The sequence below is a fragment of the Amycolatopsis sp. cmx-11-12 genome (assembly GCF_046269425.1).
Lineage (GTDB): Bacteria > Actinomycetota > Actinomycetes > Mycobacteriales > Pseudonocardiaceae > Amycolatopsis.
In genome coordinates this window covers 170135-190727 of sequence record NZ_JADNQM010000006.1, presented here as the reverse complement: position 1 = coordinate 190727, position 20593 = coordinate 170135, and the positions used below count along the sequence as shown (strand labels likewise).

Annotated in this window: 5 protein-coding genes; all 5 read left to right on the top strand. The window is 70.4% G+C overall.

The features are described 5' to 3' along the window. Positions 1-36 precede the first annotated feature (36 nt). Positions 37-12255, top strand: coding sequence for an amino acid adenylation domain-containing protein (locus tag ACLARN_RS10670; protein ID WP_409491167.1), 12219 nt, complete (start codon positions 37-39; stop codon positions 12253-12255). A gap of 19 nt (positions 12256-12274) precedes the next feature. Then, entirely contained in the window at positions 12275-17860 is a 5586-nt protein-coding gene (locus tag ACLARN_RS10665) for an amino acid adenylation domain-containing protein (protein ID WP_409491166.1), read from the top strand. Beyond that, the gene (locus ACLARN_RS10660) at positions 17857-18066 is read left to right on the top strand and encodes an MbtH family protein (protein WP_409491165.1); all 210 of its coding nucleotides are present in this window, start codon (positions 17857-17859) and stop codon (positions 18064-18066) included. Before ACLARN_RS10665 ends, ACLARN_RS10660 begins: the two co-directional genes overlap by 4 nt. A 114-nt stretch (positions 18067-18180) precedes the next feature. Next, positions 18181-19356: a cytochrome P450 gene (locus ACLARN_RS10655; protein ID WP_409491164.1), complete on the top strand. Its 1176-nt coding sequence runs from the start codon at positions 18181-18183 to the stop codon at positions 19354-19356. A 33-nt stretch (positions 19357-19389) separates the two neighbouring features. After that, positions 19390-20586, top strand: a complete 1197-nt coding sequence (locus ACLARN_RS10650) for a cytochrome P450 (protein WP_409491284.1) — start codon at positions 19390-19392, stop codon at positions 20584-20586. Positions 20587-20593 lie beyond the last annotated feature (7 nt).

The window sequence follows — 20593 nt, the reverse complement described above, 5'->3', positions numbered from 1 at the left end:
GAACTTCAAGCCCTTCGCAGATCGAGGGAGATTTTGATGGCTCAGTCGCGGATCGAGGAAATCTGGCCGCTGTCGCCGCTGCAGGCCGGGTTGCTCTTCCACGCGGTCTACGACGGCGAAGGGCTCGACGTCTACATAGGACATTGGATCCTGGACCTGGAGGGTCCGGTCGACGCGGCGAGGCTGCGGGCGGCTTGGGAGGCGCTGCTGAACCGGCACGCCTCGCTCCGGGCTTGTTTCAGGCAGCGCAAATCGGGTGAGACGGTGCAGATCATCGCCAGGCAGGTGGAACTGCCGTGGCGTGAGGTCGATCTTTCCCACCTCGATGATCCCGCGGAGGCCGTGCGAAAGGTGGCCGAAGAGGACCGGACGAAGAGGATCGACCTCGCGACGGCGCCGTTGCTGCGGCTGACCTTGATCCGTCTCGGCGACACCACGCACCGCCTGGCGGTGACCTGCCATCACACGATCATGGACGGCTGGTCGATGCCGATCGTGCTCGACGAGCTGTCGGCGCTGTACGCGGCCGACGGTGGCGTGCCGGATCTGCCGGAAGTGACGTCGTACCGGGATTATCTCGAGTGGTTGAGCCGTAAGGACAAGACGAGGTCGCTGTCGGCGTGGGCGGCGGAGCTGAGTGGCGCCGAGGAGCCGACGCTGGTGGCGCCCGCCGATCCGGCGCGAGCGCCGTCGGTGCCGGAGAGCGTCGAGGTCGAGCTGCCGGAAGACCTCACGCGATCGCTGGACGAGCTGGCTCGCCGCCACGGGTTGACGTTGAACACGGTGGTGCAGGGCGCGTGGGCGCTGGTGCTGGCGCAGCTGGCAGGCCGGACGGACGTGGTGTTCGGGGCGGTGGTCTCGGCGCGCCCGCCGGAGTTGCGTGGCGTCGAGGGGATGGTGGGGCTGTTCCTCAACACCGTTCCCGTACGCGTGCGGTTGCGCGGCTCGACGCCGGTCGTCGAACTGCTGGCGGAGTTGCAGAAACGGCAGGCGACGCTCGTCCCCGACCAGTTCGTGGGGCTCGCGGACATCCAGCAGGCGGCCGGCCCTGGCGCGGTCTTCGACACGTTGCTCGTCTTCGAGAAGTTCCAGCGTGAGCCCGGTGAATCGGACTCCGTCAAACCTTTCGGCCTTCAGGTGAACCAGGGCAGGGAAGCCGCCCACTATCCGCTCACGCTGGTCGCGGTCCCTCGCGAGTCGATACTCCTCAAACTCGACTATCTGACGGATCTCTTCGACCGGGACACCGCCCTCTCCATCGTGGAGCGGTTCAGCGGGGTTCTGCGTCAGCTGACGGCGACGAGCGGGATCACGGTGGCCGAGGTCGAGGTGACGACCGAGGTCGAGCGCGCGTCGGTGGTGCGGGAATGGGGCGCGTCCCCGGCCGAGGCGCCGAGCGTGCCCGCCCTGGATCTGTTCGACCGCCAGGTGGAGCGCCACCGTGACGCGACAGCGGTCGTCGATGGCGATCAGACGGTGTCGTACGGAGAACTGGCCGAAAACGCGGAGCGGCTCGCCGGCTATCTGAGCGGCCGGGGCGTCCGGCGCGGGGATCGCGTGGCCGTGGTGATGGAACGGTCACGCGACCTGATCGCGACGTTGCTCGCGGTGTGGAAAGCGGGCGCGGCGTACGTGCCGGTGGATCCCGCGTACCCGGCGGAACGCGTGAAGTTCATGCTGGCCGACGCGGAGCCGTCGGCGGTGGTGTGCGCGGAAGCGTACCGGGACGCCGTACTGGACGGCGGACTCGAACCGATCGTCCTCGACGATCCGGAGACACGGCAGGCGGTCGCGGAATCCGCTCGCCTGTCGGTCGGTGTGAGCGCCGGCGACCTCGCGTACGTGATGTACACGTCGGGATCGACGGGGACGCCCAAGGGTGTCGCGGTGTCGCACGGCAATGTCGCGGCGCTGGTCGGCGAGCCCGGCTGGCGGGTGGGCCCCGACGACACCGTGTTGATGCACGCCTCGCACGCGTTCGACATCTCCTTGTACGAGATGTGGGTGCCGCTGCTGTCGGGCGCCAGGGTGGTTCTGGCCGGATCGGGCGCTGTCGACGGCGAAGCACTGGCCGGATACGTGGCCGACGGTGTGACGGCCGCCCACCTGACCGCGGGCTCCTTCCGGGTTCTGGCCGAAGAGGCACCGGAGTCGGCCGCCGGTCTGCGCGAGGTGCTGACCGGTGGGGACGCGGTGCCGCTGGCGGCGGTGGAGCGGGTGCGGCGGACGTGTCCGGACGTGCGGGTGCGGCATCTCTACGGGCCGACGGAGGCCACGCTGTGCGCGACGTGGTGGGTACTCGAACCCGGTGACGAGACGGGATCGGTGCTGCCGATCGGACGTCCGCTCGCGGGGCGGCGCGTCTACGTCCTCGACGGCTTCTTGCGACCCGTGCCCCCGGGCGTGGCCGGTGAGCTGTATGTCGCCGGAGCCGGTGTGGCGCAAGGCTATCTGGGTCGTTCCACGTTGACGGCTGGGCGATTCGTCGCCGACCCCTACGCCGCCGGTGAGCGCATGTACCGAACCGGGGACCTGGCGTACTGGACGGAGCAGGGCGCGCTGGCGTTCGCCGGACGCGCGGACGACCAGGTGAAGATCCGCGGGTACCGGGTCGAGCCCGGTGAGGTCGAAGTGGCGTTCGCCGCCTTGCCCGGTGTCGCCCAGGCCGTGGTGTCCGCGCGGGGCGAGCAGCTGATCGGTTACGTGGTCGCGGAAACCGGGCACGACGTCGACCCGGCGCGGCTGCGCGAACAGCTCGCCGAGACGCTGCCCGAGTACATGGTGCCGGCCGCGCTGCTGGTGCTGGACGAGTTGCCGTTGACGGTCAACGGAAAGGTCGACCGGCAGGCGCTGCCCGAACCGGACTTCGCCTCGAAGGCGGTGGGCAGGGCGCCCGCCACCGAGGCCGAGCGAGTCCTTTGTGGAGTGTTCGCCGAGGTGCTCGGCCTCGACCAGGTCGGGGTCGAGGACGACTTCTTCGAACTGGGCGGGGACTCGATCTCGTCGATGCAGGTGGCGGCCCGCGCGCGCAGGGAGGGATTCTCCCTGACGCCGCGGCTGGTGTTCGAGCACCGGACTCCCGGGCGGCTGGCGGCGCCGGTCCACGGTGCCCAGCCGACACAACCGTCCACAGTGGACGCTGGCGTGGGAGAGATCCTTCGGACGCCGGTGATGCGTGCCCTCGGGGACGACGCGGTGCGCCCTGGCTTCGTGCAGGCGCGAGTCGTCGTCACCCCGGCGGGCTTCGACCAGGACGCGCTGGTGACCGCCCTGCAAGCCGTGCTGGATGTGCATGACCTGATGCGGGCCAGGGTGGAGCCCGATGGGCGGCTGATGGTGGCCGAGCCGGGTGCGGTGACCGCGGCGGACCTGGTCACGCGAGTGGACGCTGTGCCTGAAAACGCTGTGTCCGAAGATCTCGACGAGGTCGCCGAGCGCGCGATCAGGGCGGTGACAGGCGAACTGGATCCGTCGAAGGGGACCATGCTGCGGGCCGTCTGGGTCGACGCCGGAACCGCCGCGCCGGGCCGGTTGGCTTTGGTGGCGCACCACCTGGCCGTCGACGCGGTTTCGTGGGGGATCCTGCTGCCGGATCTGCGCGCGGCGTACGACGAAGTGACCTCCGGCGGGACTCCTGCCCTCGAACCCGTGACGACGTCGTATCGCCAGTGGGTGCGACGGCTGACCGAGCAGGCGTTCAGTGAGAGCACCGTCGCCGAAGCCGAGTACTGGGCCGCCGCGCTGGATGGCGCGGACCCGGTGCCGGAGCAGGGTTCCGGACAGCCGCACTCGTGGTCGCGGACGTTGTCGGGAGCCGAAGCACGCGGCCTGGTGGCCGACGTGCCGGGGGCTTTCCATTGCGGGATCCAGGAAGTCCTGCTGGCGGGCCTGGCGGGCGCGGTCGCACGACCGGACGGCGCCGGGGTTCTGGTGGACGTGGAAGGCCACGGCCGCCACGCCGCCGACGGCGAGGATCTGCTGCGCACCGTCGGCTGGTTCACCAGCGTGCACCCTGTCCGCCTCGACGTTTCCGGCGTCGACCTTTCCGCTGCGGCGGCGGGGAAAGCGGCGGCGGGAGAGTTGCTGAAGGCCGTGAAGGAACAGGCCTGCGCCGTCCCCGGCGATGGTCTTGGCTACGGGCTGTTGCGCCATCTCAACCCCGAGACCGGGGCCAGGCTGGCCGGTTTGCCGTCCGCGCGGATCGGTTTCAACTACCTTGGCCGGTCCGGCGTCGCCGCCTCCGGGGACACCGCGTGGCAGGTCGCCGAAGGAGCACTCGGCGGCGGCCCGGATCTGATCCTGGCCCACGCCGTCGAGGTCGGCGCGGACGTTCAGGACACGCCCGACGGCCCCCGGCTGAGGCTCGCCATCGACAGCAGGGATCTCGACCCCACCACGGTGGAGCGGCTCGGGGAGGCCTGGGTCGACATGCTGACCGGCCTCGCGGCCCTCGCCGAGACCCTCGGCGCGGGCGGGCACACCCCGTCCGACTTCGCACTCGTCGCGGTGACGCGGCGGGACGTGGCGGAACTGGAGTCCGCGGCGCCCGGACTGACCGACATCTGGCCGCTGTCACCGTTGCAGGAAGGCATGCTCTTCGAGCGGGCCTTCGACGAGGACGGCGTCGACGTCTACCAGAGCCAGCGGATCCTGGACCTCGACGGGCCACTCGACGCCGACCGGCTGCGCGCGGGATGGGACCAGGTGGTCGCCCGGCACGAATCGCTCCGGACGAGCTTCCATCAGCTGGGCTCCGGCGAGACGGTGGCGGTCGTCGCGGACGAGGTCGACCTCCCGTGGCGTGCGGTGGATGTGTCACACCTCGACGAGGCGGACGCGAACGCGGAGGTCCAACGCCTTCTCGCGGAGGACCAGGCGGAGCGGTTCGACGTGAGCAAGCCGCCTCTGCTCCGGCTGTCGCTGATCCGCCTCGGCGAGGGACGGCACCGGCTTGTGGTTACGTCGCACCACGTTCTGCTGGACGGCTGGTCGACACCGCTCATCCTCGGCGAGATGTCGGCCGGTTACGCGGGTGGACAGGGTTCGGCGAGGGCACCGTCCTATCGGGACTATCTGTCGTGGCTGAGTGGTCAGGACGTGGCGGCGACCAGGGCGGCGTGGCGGTCGGAGCTGGCCGGGTCGGACGAACCGACCGTGGTGGACGCCGACGCGGGCAAGACGATGGTGATGCCGGACAACCATTCCGAATGGCTGCCCGAGGAGGCGACCCGCGCACTCGCCGACTTCGCCCGTGGTCATGGCCTGACGGTGAGCACGATCGTGCAAGGCGCCTGGGCGCTGGTGCTGGCGCGGTTGGCGGGCCGGACGGACGTGGTGTTCGGGACGGTGGTTTCGGGGCGTCCGGCGGAGGTGCCGGAGGTCGAGCGGATGGTGGGGATGTTCATCAACACCGTCCCGGTCCGCGTGCGGCTCGAAGGCGACCAGCCACTGGTGGAGATGTTCCAGGACTTGCAGCGGCGCCAATCCGCGCTCACCGAGCATCAGTACCTCGGGCTGCCGGAAATCCAGAAGGCGGCGGGGACGAGCGCTGTCTTCGACACCATCGTGATGGTCGAGAACTACCCGCACGGCGCCGCCGGTCTCGGCGACGACGGCGGGGTCGTGATCAGCTCGGTCGTCACCAGGACCGGGACCAGCTATCCGCTGACCATGAACGTGAGTCCCGGTGAGCGCTTGCGGATCAACGTGGCCTACCGGCCCGATCGGATCGGCGGGGAAACGGCCGCCGAGGTGGCGAGGCAGGTCGTCCGGGTACTGGAACGGGTGGTGCCGGAATCCGCGCTGCCGGTGGGCCGCTTGGGCGTGACGAGCGACGCGACACGCGTGTCCGTCGTGGAGCGTTGGAACTCGACGGGTGACGCCGTGGCAGCGTCGTCGGTGCTGGAGTTGTTCCGGCGGCAGGCGGGCCGGTCCCCGGACGCGGTGGCGGTCGTGGACGGCGGACGCACCCTGTCCTACGACGGCCTCGACCGGGAATCGGACCGGCTGGCGGGATACCTGGCCGGAATCGGTGTCCGGCGCGGTGACCACGTCGGCGTGGTGCTGGAGCGCGGCGTGGACCTGTTCGTCGCCCTGCTCGCGATCTGGAAGGCGGGGGCCGCGTACGTCCCGGTGAACGTGGACTACCCCGCGGACCGGATCGAGCGGATGCTGGTCGACGCCGGAACCTCGGTGGCGGTCTGTGTGGAAGCGACCCGGAACGCGGTGCCGGACGGCGTCGAGCCAGTGGTCATGGACGCGCCCGCGATCGAGGGAGCGCGCCGCGATGCGCCGTCGCTCACCGTCGGGGCACACGACGTGGCCTACGTGATGTACACGTCGGGATCGACCGGCGTGCCGAAGGGTGTCGCGGTGCCGCACGGAAGTGTGGCGGCACTGGCGGGCGACCCCGGCTGGTCGCAGCGCCCCGGCGATTGCGTGCTGCTGCACGCTTCGCACGCGTTCGACGCGTCGCTGGTCGAGATCTGGGTGCCGCTGGTCAGCGGGGCCCGCGTGCTGGTCGCGGAACCGGGCGCGGTCGACGCGCAGCGGCTGCGGGAAGCGATCGGACGTGGCGTGACCACCGTCCACCTGACGGCCGGGACCTTCCGGGTGGTGGCCGAGGAAGCGCCGGAGTCCTTCATCGGGCTGCGGGAGATCCTGACCGGCGGGGACGCGGTGCCACTCGCCTCCGTCGCCCGGATGCGCCGGGCCTGCCCGGACGTGCGCGTCCGTCAGCTCTACGGCCCCACCGAGATCACCCTCTGCGCCACCTGGCTCATCCTCGAACCAGGGGCCGAAACGGGCGACGTCCTGCCGATCGGCGGGCCGCTGGCCGGCAGGCAGGCGTACGTCCTCGACGCCTTCCTCCAGCCGGTGGCCCCGAACGTGACCGGCGAGCTCTACCTCGCCGGTGCCGGGCTGGCGCACGGTTACCTTGGCGCCAACGGTTCGACGTCGCAGCGGTTCGTCGCCAACCCGTTCGCGACCGGGACGAGGATGTACCGCACCGGCGACCTCGCCCGCTGGACGGAGCAGGGCGAGCTGGTGTTCGCGGGCCGGGCCGACTCCCAGGTGAAGATCCGGGGCTACCGCGTCGAACCGGGGGAGATCGAGGCGGCGCTGGCCGAGGTCCCCCACGTCGCGCAGGCGGTCGTGGTGGCGCGGGAAGAACGTCCCGGCGAAAAGCGACTGATCGCTTATGTGACCGCGGAAGCGGGACGGGAACTGGATTCCGGTGCGGTCCGCGAGCACCTCGCGGCGCGGCTGCCGGAGTTCATGGTGCCCGCGGTGGTGCTGGTGCTGGACGGATTCCCGTTGACCCTCAACGGAAAGATCGACCGCGCGGCGCTGCCCGCTCCCGAATTCACCGGGAAGCCCGCCGGTCGCGAGCCGCGCACCGAGACCGAACGAGTGTTGTGCGGCCTGTTCGCCGAGATCCTCGGGGTGGACCGGGTCGGCGCCGACGACGGTTTCTTCGAACTCGGCGGGGACTCGATCCTCTCGATGCGGTTGGCCGCACGAGCACGACGCGAGGATCTCGTCTTCGGTGCCAAGCAGGTCTTCGAACAGAAGACACCGGCGGCGATCGCGGCGATCGCCGAACGTGGCGCTGAGGCATCGGCCGACGTCGCGGACGGCGTCGGTGACGTCGCCTGGACGCCGGTGACGCGGGCACTGCTGGAACGCGATCCCCACGCGATGACCCGAGGCGCGCCCGCGCAGTGGGTGACCGTCGGCGCGCCCGGCGATCTGTCGCTGGCGGCGCTGACGGCTGGTTTGGGCGCGCTGATCGACGCACACGACCTGTTGCGGAGCCGGGTCGTCGAGACCGAGGGGCAAGAGCCCCGCCTGGTCGTGGCCGACCGGGGAACGGTCGACGCGGCGAGGCTGGTCGCGCGGGTCGAGGCAGGCGCGGCCGACCTGGACGAGATCGCGGAGCGGTGCGCCGGTGAGGCGGCCGGACGGCTGGACGCCGCGGAAGGCGTGCTGGTACAGGCGGTGTGGGTGGACGCGGGACCCGGCCGCGTCGGACGGCTTGTGCTGGTGGCGCATCACCTCGCGGTCGACGTCGTGTCGTGGCGAATCCTGCTGCCGGACCTGCAGCTGGCTTGTGAGGCCGCGGTCGCCGGCCGGGAACCGGCGCTCGACCCGCCCGCGGTTTCGTTCCGGCGCTGGGCGCGAACGCTGACCGAGCAGGCGGCGCTCCGGACCGGCGAACTGACGACGTGGACGGAGATCCTCGACGGCGCGCGGGCGCGGGTCGGCGAACTCGACCGCGCACTGGACACCGTCGCGACCGCGGGACGTAGGTCGTGGACCTTGCCGCGGGACCGGGCGAGCGTGCTCGTGGAGAAGGCCACCGCGGCCTTCCACTGCGGTGTCCACGAGGTGCTGCTGGCCACCCTGGCCGGCGCGGTGACCCACTGGCGCGGCGGCACCGCGGTCGTGGTGGACGTCGAAGGTCATGGCCGCCAGCCCCTTGAGGAGATGGACCTGTCTCGGACGGTCGGCTGGTTCACCGACGTCCATCCGCTCCGGCTGGACGTGACCGGGGTCGACACCGCCGAAGCGATCGCCGGTGGCGCCGCCGCTGGCCGGTTGCTGAAGAGTGTCAAGGAGAACGTGCGAGCTGTGCCCGATGGCGGGCTCGGCTACGGGATGCTGCGGTACCTCAACGCCGAGACGGGGCGGGTACTGGCGGCGCTGCCGGCCGCGGAGATCGGGTTCAACTACCTCGGCCGCTTCTCGTCCCGGCTCGACGGTGCGGCGCAGCCATGGCAGATCGCGGGGACCATCGGCGGCTCGGCGGAGCAGGACGCGCCGTTGCGGCATGTCGTGGAGATCGACGTGGTCGTGCTGGACTCCGACGGCGGACCCGAGATCAGCCTGACCGTGACCTGGGCCGAGCGGGTTCTCGGCGAAGCCGACGCGGAGTCGCTCGCGAAGGCCTGGCTGGATCTGCTGACCGGCCTCGCCGCACACGTCGGAGGTGATCGCGCCGGCGGGCACACCCCGTCCGACTTCCCGCTCACCGCGCTGACACAGCGGGAGGTGGAACAAGTCGAGGCCGCCGTGCCGGATCTGCACGACATCTGGCCGCTTTCCCCGCTACAGGAGGGTTTGCTGTTCCACGCCGCCGACGAACGCGGCCCGGACGTCTACGCGAGTTTGCGTAGCCTCGCCCTCGACGGCCCGCTCGACGTCGACCGCCTCCGCGCGTCGTGGCAGGCCCTTCTCGACCGGCATCCCGCCCTGCGGGCGAGTTTCCACCAGCTCGAATCCGGTGCGGCCGTGCAAGCGGTCGCCCGCGAGGTGACGGTGCCCTGGCTGGAGACCGACCTGTCGCAGCTGCCGGAGGACGAGGCGCTGGCGGAGTACGACCGCCTCGCGGCGGCGTTGCAGGCCGACCGATTCGACCTCACGCAGGCGCCGTCGCTGCGCCTGCACCTGGTGCGTCTCGGCGAACGACGGTACCGGCTGGCCATGACGTCGCACCACATCGCGGCGGACGGCTGGTCACTGCCGCTGTTCATCGTCGACGTGGTGGCGGCGTACGAAGCCGGTGGCGACGGGACGGCCCTGCCGATCCCGACGTCGTACCGCGACTACCTCGCGTGGCTCGTCCGCCAGGACAAGGCGGCCGCGCGGGAGGCGTGGCGGACCGAACTCGCGGGGCTCGACGAGGCGACCCACGTGGTGCCGCCGGACACGATCATCGCGCCCGTCGAGCCCGAACGGGTCACGTTCGAACTCGGCGAGGAGCGGAGCAGGCGGCTGGTGGAGTTCACCCGCCGCCACGGCGTCACGGTGAACACGCTCTTCCAGGGGGCATGGTCGCTGCTGCTGGCCCGGTTGACGGGCCGCGACGAAGTGGTCTTCGGGGCAACGGTGGCCGGGCGTCCGCCCGAGATCCCCGGTGTCGAGTCCGCGGTCGGCCTGTTCATGAACATGCTGCCGGTCCGGGCCCGGCTGACCGGCGCCGAACCGATCGTGGACATGCTGACGGATCTACAGGAACGCCAGGTCGCGATGATGGCGCACCAGCACATCGGGCTGGCGGAGATCAACCAGCTCGTCGGTTCCGGTGCGGCGTTCGACACGATCGTGGTGTTCGAGAACCCGCCGCTCCCGCTGCGTCCGTCCGAGGATCCCGACGCGCTCGTCATCCGACCGGCGGCGATCCCGAACGACACCGGGCACTATCCGCTGTCCATGCGGGTGTCCGCGGCGACCGGCATCCGCGGTGAATGCATCTATCGGCCGGACGTGTACGACCGGACGGAAGCCGAGGCGGTCGTCGCCTCGATCCTCCAGGCGGTGGACCAGATCGTGGCCGAGCCGCGGACACCGGTGGGCCGGGTCGCCCTGACCGGCCCGGAACAGCGCCGCCTGGTGGTGGACGAGTGGAACCAGACCGACGCGCCGCTCGAAGCGGCGACGTTGCCGGTGTTGTACCGCAGGCAGGTCGAGCTGTCCCGTGACGCGGTGGCGGTGCAGGACGCCACGCGGAGCCTGACGTTCGGTGGGCTGCTCGACGAGGTCGAGGCGCTGGCCCGGCTGCTCGTGGGGCTGGGCGTGCGGCGTGAGACCCGGGTGGGTGTGGTGGTCGGCCGCTCGGCCGAACTGGCGGTGACGCTGATGGCGGTGACGTTCGCCGGTGGGGCGTTCGTGCCGGTGGATCCGGACTATCCGCGTGAGCGGGTCGAGTTGATGCTGACGAGTTCGGCTCCCGAGGTGCTGGTGTGCACGACGGCGACCCGGGCGGTCGTGCCGTCGGGATTCGCGGGCGCGGTGCTGGTGCTGGACGAGCTGCCAGCCGCCGATCCGGGGGTGGTGCTGCCGCAGGTGGCGCCGGCCGACGCGGCGTATGTGATCTACACGTCGGGATCGACCGGGGTGCCCAAGGGCGTCGTGGTCACCCACTCCGGGCTCGCCAACCTGGCCCGTGCGCATATCGAGCGCCTCGCCGTGACGTCCTCCTCGCGGGTACTTCAGTTGTCCGCCATCGGTTTCGACGCCATCGTCTCCGAGCTGTACATGGCTCTGCTGGCAGGCGGGACCCTGGTGCTGCCCGACGCGGAGAGCATGCCGCCACGGGTGACGCTCGGCGACGCGTTGCGCCGGTGGGAGATCACGCACCTCACCGTGTCGCCGAGTGTGCTGGCGGCCGAGGAAGACCTGCCGGACAGTCTGGAGAGCGTGCTGACGGGCGGCGAGGTGTGCACACCCATGCTGGCGGACCGCTGGTCGCCGGGCCGCCGGATGATCAACGCGTACGGGCCGACCGAGACGACGATCTGCTCGACGATGAGCTTCCCGTTGTCCCCGGGACACGAGGTGGTCCCGCTCGGCGGCCCGATCCGGAACGTGCGGCACTACGTGCTCGACTCCTTCCTGCAACCGGTACGGCCGGGGGTGGCGGGCGAGCTCTACATCACGGGCGTCGGACTCGCCCGCGGTTACCTCGGGCGCCCCGGCCTGACGTCGGAACGGTTCGTCGCCAGCCCGTTCGCGCCCGGCGAGAGGATGTACCGCACCGGCGACCGGTTCCGCTGGACCCGCGAGGGCCAGCTGAAGTTCGTCGGCCGGGCCGACGCACAGGTCAAGGTGCGCGGCTACCGGGTCGAGCCCGCCGAGATCGAGACCGTGCTGTCGGAGCATCCGGGGGCCGCCCAGGTGGCGGTCGCCGTGCACCGGGACGGGCCGGGTGACAAACAGCTGGTGGCGTACATCGTGCCGGCGGCCGACACCCCCGCCGAGCCACTCGTCGCGGCCCTGCGCGAGCTGGCGGCCGAACGCCTGCCCGAGTACATGCTGCCCGCGGCGTTCGTGCCGCTGGACCGGATGCCCTTGACCCCGAACGGAAAGCTCGATCACCGGGCGCTCCAGGCTCCCGACTTCGCCGGGATGACCTCCGGGCGGGACCCGCGCACGGCGACGGAGACGACGCTGTGCGAGCTGTTCGCGGACGTGCTCGGCCTGGAACGCGTGGGTGCGGACGACAGCTTCTTCGAACTCGGCGGCGACTCGATCACGTCGATGCAGCTGTCGGCCCGTGCCCGCCGGAAGGGGCTGGAACTGACCCCGTGGCAGGTGTTCGAGGGAAAGACGCCGGAAGGGCTGGCGGTGCTCGTCACCGAACTGCCTGCCGAAAGCGAGAGCACCGCCGCGCCGGAGCCCGAGGCGGGCATGCTCGTCGCCCTTTCCCCTGACCAGTTGGACCAACTCGAGGCCGGATTGGCCCGCGATTAACCGCAAGAAGGAGCAGATCGTGACCGTTGACGACACTCGCGCGAAGCCCCGCTCCAGCGTCGAGGACGTCTGGCCTCTCTCGCCGCTGCAAGAAGGGATGCTCTTTCACACCGTCCTCGACAAGGACGGGCCGGACACCTACACCGTGCAGACCGTCTACGGCATCGACGGCCCGCTGGACGCCGGGCGACTGAAGGCGTCGTGGCAGGCGCTCATCGATCGGCATGCCGCGCTGCGCGCCTGTTTCCGCTATGTCAGCGGCGCGCAGATGGTGCAGGTCATCTCCCGCGACGCCGAGATCCCTTGGCGCGAAACGGATCTTTCCGGGCTGCCGGAGGACATCGCCGACGGCGAGGTGGACCGGCTGGCCGCTGACGAAGTGTCCGAGCGGCTGAGCATCGAGACGGCGCCGCTGATGAAACTGCACCTGGTCCGGCTGGGCCAGGAGCGCCACCGGCTCGTCCACACCCTTCATCACGTGCTGACCGACGGCTGGTCGATGCCGATCATCCATCGCGAGCTGGCCGAGATCTACGCCGCGGGCGGCGACGCGTCCGGGCTTCCGCCCACCGTGTCCTACCGGGACTATCTCGCCTGGCTGGGACGGCAGGACAAGGAAGCGGCCCGGACGGCCTGGCGGGACGAACTCGCCGGGCTGGACACCCCCACCACGGTCGTCCCCGCCGATCCGGCCCGCGTGCCGGACATCCACACGGCGGTGGTCGAGCTGTCCACCGAGCTGACGGACGGCCTCGCCCGGCTGGCGCGCGGCAACGGTCTCACCCTGAACACCGTCGTGCAGGGCGCGTGGGGTGTCGTGCTGTCGCAACTCGCCGGCCGCACCGACGTGGTGTTCGGCGCGACCGCCTCGGGGCGCCCCGCCGATCTGGCCGGTGTGGAGTCGATGGTCGGCCAGCTGCTCAACACCCTGCCAGTCCGCGTCCGGCTCGACGGCGCGCGACGGGCCGTCGACCTGTTCACCGATCTGCAACGCCGTCAGTCGACGCTGATGGCTCACCAGCATCTCGGTCTGCAGGACGTGCTGGCCGTCGCCGGACCAGGAGCGGTCTTCGACACTCTCGTCATCTACGAGAACTTCCCCCGCCAGGGACTCGGCGAGGAGCCGGACGGCCGCCTCGCCCTGCGCCCGGTGAAGCGGGGACGCAACTCCTCGCATTACCCGTTCACCCTCATCACCGGGCCCGGCGAGCGGATGCCGCTCATCCTCGACTACGACCGTGGCCTGTTCGATCACACGGCCGCCGAATCGGTCGTGGGCGCGCTGGCGCGGCTGCTGGAGCGGCTGGTCACCGAGCCCGACGTCCTCGTCGGCAGGCTGACGCTGCTGAGTGAGACCGAGCGCGCCTTGGTGGTGGACGACTTCAACGCGACCGCGGCCCCGGTGCCCGGGAAATCCGTGGTCGAGCTGTTCGGGCGGCGGGTGGCCGTGGCGCCGGACGCGGTGGCGATCACCGACGCCAACGGCGAGAACCTGACCTACGCCGCCGTGGACCAGGCGTCGAACCGGCTGGCCCGCTACCTCGCCGGTCGTGGTGTCGGCCGCGGCGACCGCGTCGGGGTGGCCATGGACCGGTCCCCGGAACTGCTGGTCACGTTCCTGGCGATCTGGAAGGCGGGCGCCGCGTACGTCCCGGTGGACGTCGAGTACCCGGCCGAGCGGATCACGTTCATCCTCACCGACTCCGAGATCTCGACCGTCGTCTGCACTCAGGCCACCAGTGGCGTCGTGCCGGAGGACTCGATCGTCCTCGACGCGCCGGAGACGCGGACGGCCGTCGACGCCTGTGCCGTCACGGCGCCGGAATTCCAGCCGAGCGCCGACGATCTCGCGTACGTCATGTACACCTCCGGATCCACGGGAATCCCGAAGGGGGTGGCCATCCCCCACGGGGCGGTGGCCGGTCTGGCAGGCGACGCGGGCTGGCAGCTCGGTCCCGACGACGGCGTGCTGATGCACGCGACGCACGTCTTCGACCCTTCGCTCTACGCGATGTGGGTCCCGCTCGTCACGGGCGGCCGGGTCCTGCTCACCGAGCCGGGAGTACTGGACGCGGGCGGTGTCCGGCAGGCCGTCGAACGGGGCGCGACCGCCGTCCACCTCACCGCCGGTACTTTCCGCGCGCTGGCGGAAACGTCCCCGGAGTGCTTCACAGGCCTGGTCGAGATCGGGACCGGCGGGGACATGGTTCCCGCGCAGTCCGTGGAGAACCTGCGGCGGGCCCAGCCCGCTCTGCGGGTGAGGAACACCTACGGGCCGACCGAGACCACCCTGTGCGCGACGTGGCTCCCGATCGAGCCCGGCGACGTGGTCGGCCGGGAACTGCCGATCGGCCATCCCATGGCGAACCGCAAGATCTACATCCTCGACGCCTTCCTGCGACCGGTCACGCCGGGTGTGGCGGGCGAGCTGTACATCGCGGGCACGGGGCTGGCCCGCGGGTACCTCGCCAAACCGGATCTGACGGCCGAGCGGTTCGTGGCGTGCCCGTTCCTGCCCGGTGAACGCATGTACCGCACCGGAGACCTGGCGCGCTGGACCCGCGACGGCGAGGTGGTGTTCCTCGGGCGCACCGACGAGCAGGTGAAGATCCGCGGCTACCGCGTCGAGCTGGGCGAGGTCGAAGCCGTGCTGGCGGCCCAGCCGGGCGTGGTCGAGGCCGTCGTCCTGGCGCGGGAGGACCAGCCGGGCGAGAAGCGTCTGGTGGGTTACGTCGTCTCCGACGGCGGCGACGCGGGAGCGGAGGAGATCCGGCGTCAGATCGGACTGGTCCTGCCCTCGTACATGGTTCCGCTGGCGATCGTCGTGCTCCCCGGCCTGCCGGTCACCCCCAACGGCAAGGTGGATCGCCGGGCGCTGCCCGCCCCCGATCTCGCGGGACGCTCGTCGGAGAAGGCGCCGCAGAGCGAAACCGAAAAGGTGCTGTGCGCGCTCTTCGCGGAGATCCTCGGCGTCGACCCGGTGGGCGTCGACGACGCCTTCCATGACCTCGGCGGGAGTTCGGCGCTGGCCATGCGGCTCATCGCGCGGATCCGGGAAGAACTCGGCGCGGATCTGCCCGTCCGGCAGCTGTTCACCTCGCCGACGCCCGCGGGTGTCGCGAGGGTGCTCGCCGCGAAGTCACGTCCCGCGCTGGTGGCGGCCACGCGAGGAGACCGGGTGCCCCTCACCGCCCGGCAGCTCCGCGCCTGGCTGCTGGCCAGTCCCGGCGAGGAGACCGCCGACCAGTACGTCTCGGTCGCGCTTCGCTTGCGCGGCAAGCTGGACGTGCCCGCGCTGGCGGCGGCGCTCGGCGATGTCGCGGCGAGGCACGAGATCTTCCGTACGAGCTTCCCCGGCCACGGACAGAGCGTCCATCAGCACATCCACGACGCCCTGGCGGTCGAGCTGGCCCCGGTCCCGGTCACCGAGGAGGACCTCCCCGGGGAACTGGCCGAGCGGCGCGAACGAGTCTTCGACCTCACCAAGGAGGTGCCGTGGCGCTGTGACCTTTTCGCACTGTCCGAAAAGGAACACGTGCTGCACCTGAAGGCGCACCGCATCCTCGCCGACGACGACTCGATCGACGTGTTCTTCCGTGACCTGGCCGCCGCGTACGGCGCTCGGCGCTCGGGCCGGGTCCCGGAGCGTGCGCCCCTTGCCTTGCAGTTCGCCGACTACGCGATCTGGGAGCAGCAGCTTCTCGCGGACGAGCAGGAGCTGGGCAGTCTCGTCAACGAGCAGGTCGTCTTCTGGCGGGACAACCTGGCCGGTATCGACGGGGAGACGGTGCTCCCGTTCGACCGCCCGCGACCGGCCGTCCCGTCGCGGCGGGCCGGTTCGGTCCCACTGCGGCTGGACGCCGCGTCGCACGCCCGGCTGACCGCGGCGGTGGAGCGGCTCGGCGCGGACGCGCAGCAGACCGTGCACGCCGCGCTCGTCATGCTCCTGGCCAACTACGGCGCCGGTGAAGACCTCGTGATCGGCACGACCCTGTCGCGGGACGACGACTTCATCGACCTGGAGCCGATGATCGGCCAGTTCGGCCGTCCGCTCGCCCTGCGCACGGACGTCTCGGGCGATCCGACCTTCCTGGAGGTCGTCGCCCGGGTGCAGGAGGCCGCCACGGGCGCGAACCAGCACCTGGACCTGCCGTTCGAGCGGATCGCCGAGCTGCTGGACCTGCCCGCCTCACTCTCCCGTCACCCCGTGTTCCAGGTGGGACTGGAGGTGCGGGACGAGGAGATCGGCACGTGGGACGCGACGGAACTGCCCGCCCTGCGCACCAGCGTCGAACCCGGCGGGCTGGAGGCCATCGAGCTGGATCTCGCGTTCCGTCTCGCCGAGTGTCGTGACGACGAGGACGAGGAGGACGGCATCGCGGGTTCCCTCCACTACGCCGTCGACCTGTTCGATCAGGACACGGCCGAGGCGGTGGCCCGGCGGCTGGTCCGCGTCATGGAACAGGTAGCGGAGGATCCCGGACGGCGAATCAGCGACCTGGACCTCTTCCTGGACGACACCGAACGCGGCCGTCCGCCCATCGCGCCGGCGCGATGGTCCGGGGCGGTCCCGCCGGTGCTCGCCGATCTGGCCGGGGACGGCCCGCTCGGCGCGCTCCTGCTCGACGGCGACCTGCGTCCCGTCGCTCCCGGCGCCGTCGGCGATCTCTACGTCACCGGTCAGGGAGTGGACGAGGGCGAGACCGATCAGCCGACCGTGCCCTGTCCGTTCGGGGCCCCGGGGCACCGCATGCTGCCCACCGGCCTGCGTGCCCGCAAGACCTCCGCCAAGACCTTGATCGTCGTCGGCGAGCGGCGGCGGTCGAACGCCTTGGTGCGGATGGGGGACTACGAGATCCTGCTGCCGCTGCGCGCGGGAGGTGACCGCCCGCCCCTGTTCTGCTTCCACGCGAGCGGGGGACTGAGCTGGAACTACGGCCCGTTGCTGAACCACCTGCCGTCGAACCAGCCGGTCTACGGAGTGCAGGCGCGCGGCCTGGCCCGTACCGAATCCCTGCCCGCCAGCGTCGAGGAGATGGCGGCCGACTACCTCGAACAGATCCGCGCCGTCCAACCGTCCGGGCCGTATCACTTCCTTGGCTGGTCTCTCGGCGGGAGGATCGCGCAGGCGATGGCCGTGGCGATCGAGGCGGCGGGGGAGGAGGTCGGTCTGCTCGCCCTGCTCGACGCCTATCCCACCTATATGGGAAAGAAATCGACCGGCGCCGCGGCCGACGAAGAGGCTTTCGGGAAACGGAAGCAGCAGGAACTGGAACTCGCCGGTGAAGTGGTGGAGGGCGAAGGCGCCCGATCGCGGTTGAAGGCGGTCATGCAAAACCTCTGGGAGGTCGGGCCGCGGCACACCGCTTCCGCGACCTTCGCCAGCGACGTCCTGCTCTTCATCGCCGCGGTGGACCGTCCCGCGCATATGCCCGTGGAATACGCGCGGGACAGCTGGAAGGACTACACCAGCGGGACCGTCGAATCTTACGAGATCCCATCCGACCACTACGAAATGGTGCAGCCCGCGGCCTTGGCCCAGATCGGGGCCATCGTCGCCGAGAAACTCCGGCCCCGGCCGGACCGTGAAAGGACACAGCGATGAGCAATCCGTTCGACAACGAAGACGGTTCCTTTTTCGTGCTGGTCAACGACGAAGGCCAGCATTCCCTCTGGCCGACCTTCGCCGAGGTGCCCGCGGGCTGGACCCGCGTCCACGGCGAGGCGGGCCGCCAGGAATGCCTCGCCTACGTCGAGGAGAACTGGACGGACCTCCGGCCGAAGAGCCTCATCCAAGAAGCCGGCGCCTGAGGCGGAGGCGTCCAGCCGCTCAATGTGGACGGTTGGACGAGCCCCGACTCTCGTCCAACCGACCTGAAACATCCATTCCGCCTCAACCGGCTGGATGGGGGGAAAGGACCAGCAGTGTTCGAGGAGATCAACGTCATCCGCGGTACGGAGGTCCACCGGAGGACCCGGTTCGACCCGGGATCCCAGCTCCGCACCCTGATGAGCGAAGGCCCCATGTCCATCTTGGGTGTCGAGGATTGCCCCGAACCGCGGACCGCGTGGCTCGTCACCGGCTACGAGGAGATCCGGCAGGTTCTCGGTTCGGACAAGTTCAGCGCCAAGCTGCTCTGGGGTGGGACCGCGGCCGGGTTCACCTGGCCCGGTTTCCTCACCCAGTACGACCCGCCGGAGCACACGCGCCTGCGCCGGATGGTGGTTTCCCCTTTCGCCGTCCGGCGGATGGAGAAGTTCCGGTCGCAGATCGAGCAGATCATCAAGTCGACCCTTGACGACATCGAGGCCATCGGCGGCCCGGTGGACTTCGTCCCGCACTTCGGGTGGGCCGTCGCGACGACGGTGACTTGTGACTTCCTCGGCATCCCCCGCGATGATCAGGCGGATCTGTCCCGCGCCCTCCACGCCAGCCGGGCCGAGAAGTCCGGCAAGAAACGCGTGGCGGCGGGGAACAAGTACATGACCTACATCGAACAGGTCGTGGCTCGCACCCGTCGCGATCCCGGCGACGACATGTTCGGCGTCGTAGTGCAGGAGAACGGCGACGAGATCACCGACGCCGAGCTGAAAGGGGTGGCCGCGTTCATCATGGGCGCGGGTGGGGACCAGATGGCCAGGTTCCTCGCGGCGGGCGCCTGGCTGATGGCCGAGAACGCCGACCAGTTCGCGATGCTCCGGGACACCCCGGAAGCCGTCCCGGATTGGCTGGACGAGGTCGTCCGCTATCTCACCACCGACGAGAAACTCACCCCGCGGATCGCGATGGAGGACGTCCGCATCGGTGATTGCGTCATCAAGGAAGGCGACACCGTCACCTGCTCCTTGCTGGCCGCGAACCGCCGGCACTTCCCCGGCCCGGAGGATCGGTTCGACATCACCAGGGAAAGGCCGGCGCACGTCGCCTTCGGGCACGGTATCCATCACTGCCTCGGCAGGCCGCTGGCCGAACTGGTGTTCCGGACGGCGATTCCGGCGCTGACACACCGCTTTCCCACGCTGAAGCTGGCCGAACCGGATCGCGAGATCAAACTGGGTCACCCGCCGTTCGACGTGGAAGCCCTGTTGCTCGATTGGTAGCGCGGAAACACAGGAGAACCGATGAACAACGCAGTGAGCGCCGACAATCCGCTCCCGCTCCACATTCGACGGCAGGGTTTGGATCCGGCGGACGAACTGCTCTCCGCCGGCACCCTGACCAGGGTCACCGTCGGCTCCGGCGCGGACGCCGAGTCCGCCTGGATGGCCACCGGGCACGCCGTCGTCCGGCAGGTGCTCGGCGATCACACGAAGTTCAGCACCCGGCGCCGCTGGGACCCGCGTGACGAGATCGGCGGGAAGGGCGTCTTCCGGCCGCGGGAACTGGTCGGCAACCTGATGGACTACGACCCGCCGGAGCACACCCGGCTCCGGCAGCTGGTGACCCCGGCGTTCACCCTGCGCCGGATGCGGCGGATGGGGCCCTACATCGACCAGATCGTGGCCGACCGGCTCGATGCCATGGAGCAGGAGGGATCCCCCGCCGATCTGATCGAGCTGGTCGCCGACGAGGTGCCGGGAGCCGTGCTGTGCGAGCTGATCGGGGTGCCCCGTGACGACCGCGCCATGTTCATGCAGCTGTGTCACCGGCATCTCGACGCCTCACTGAGCCAGCGGAAACGGGCGGCCGTCGGCGAGGCGTTCTCCCGCTACCTGCTGGCCATGATCGCCAGGGAACGGAAAGACCCCGGCGAGGGGCTGTTCGGGTCGATCGTCGCCGCACACGGCGACGCGGTCACCGACGAGGAGCTGAGAGGCTTCTGCGTGCAGGTGATCTTGGCAGGCGACGACAACATCTCCGGCATGATCGGGCTCGGCGTGCTGGCGCTGCTGCGGCACCCCGAGCAGATCGACGCGTTGCGCGGCGACGATCAGTCGGCGGACCGGGCTGTCGACGAATTGCTCCGCTACCTGACGGTCCCGTATGCGCCGACACCCCGGACCGCGATGGAGGACGTCACCATCGCGGACAAGGTGATCAAGGCGGGGGAGTCGGTCATCTGCTCCCTCCCGGCGGCGAACCGTGACCCCGCACTGCAACCGGATGTCGACCGCCTCGACGTCACGCGTGAGCCCATTGCTCATGTCGCGTTCGGGCACGGCATCCACCATTGCCTGGGAGCCGCGCTGGCCCGCCTCGAACTGCGAGCGGTCTATACCGCCCTGTGGCGACGTTTTCCCGCGTTGAGGCTCGCGGATCCCGACCAGGAAACGACGTTCCGCCTGACCACCCCCGCGTATGGCTTGACCAGCCTGATGGTCGCCTGGTGACCGCATT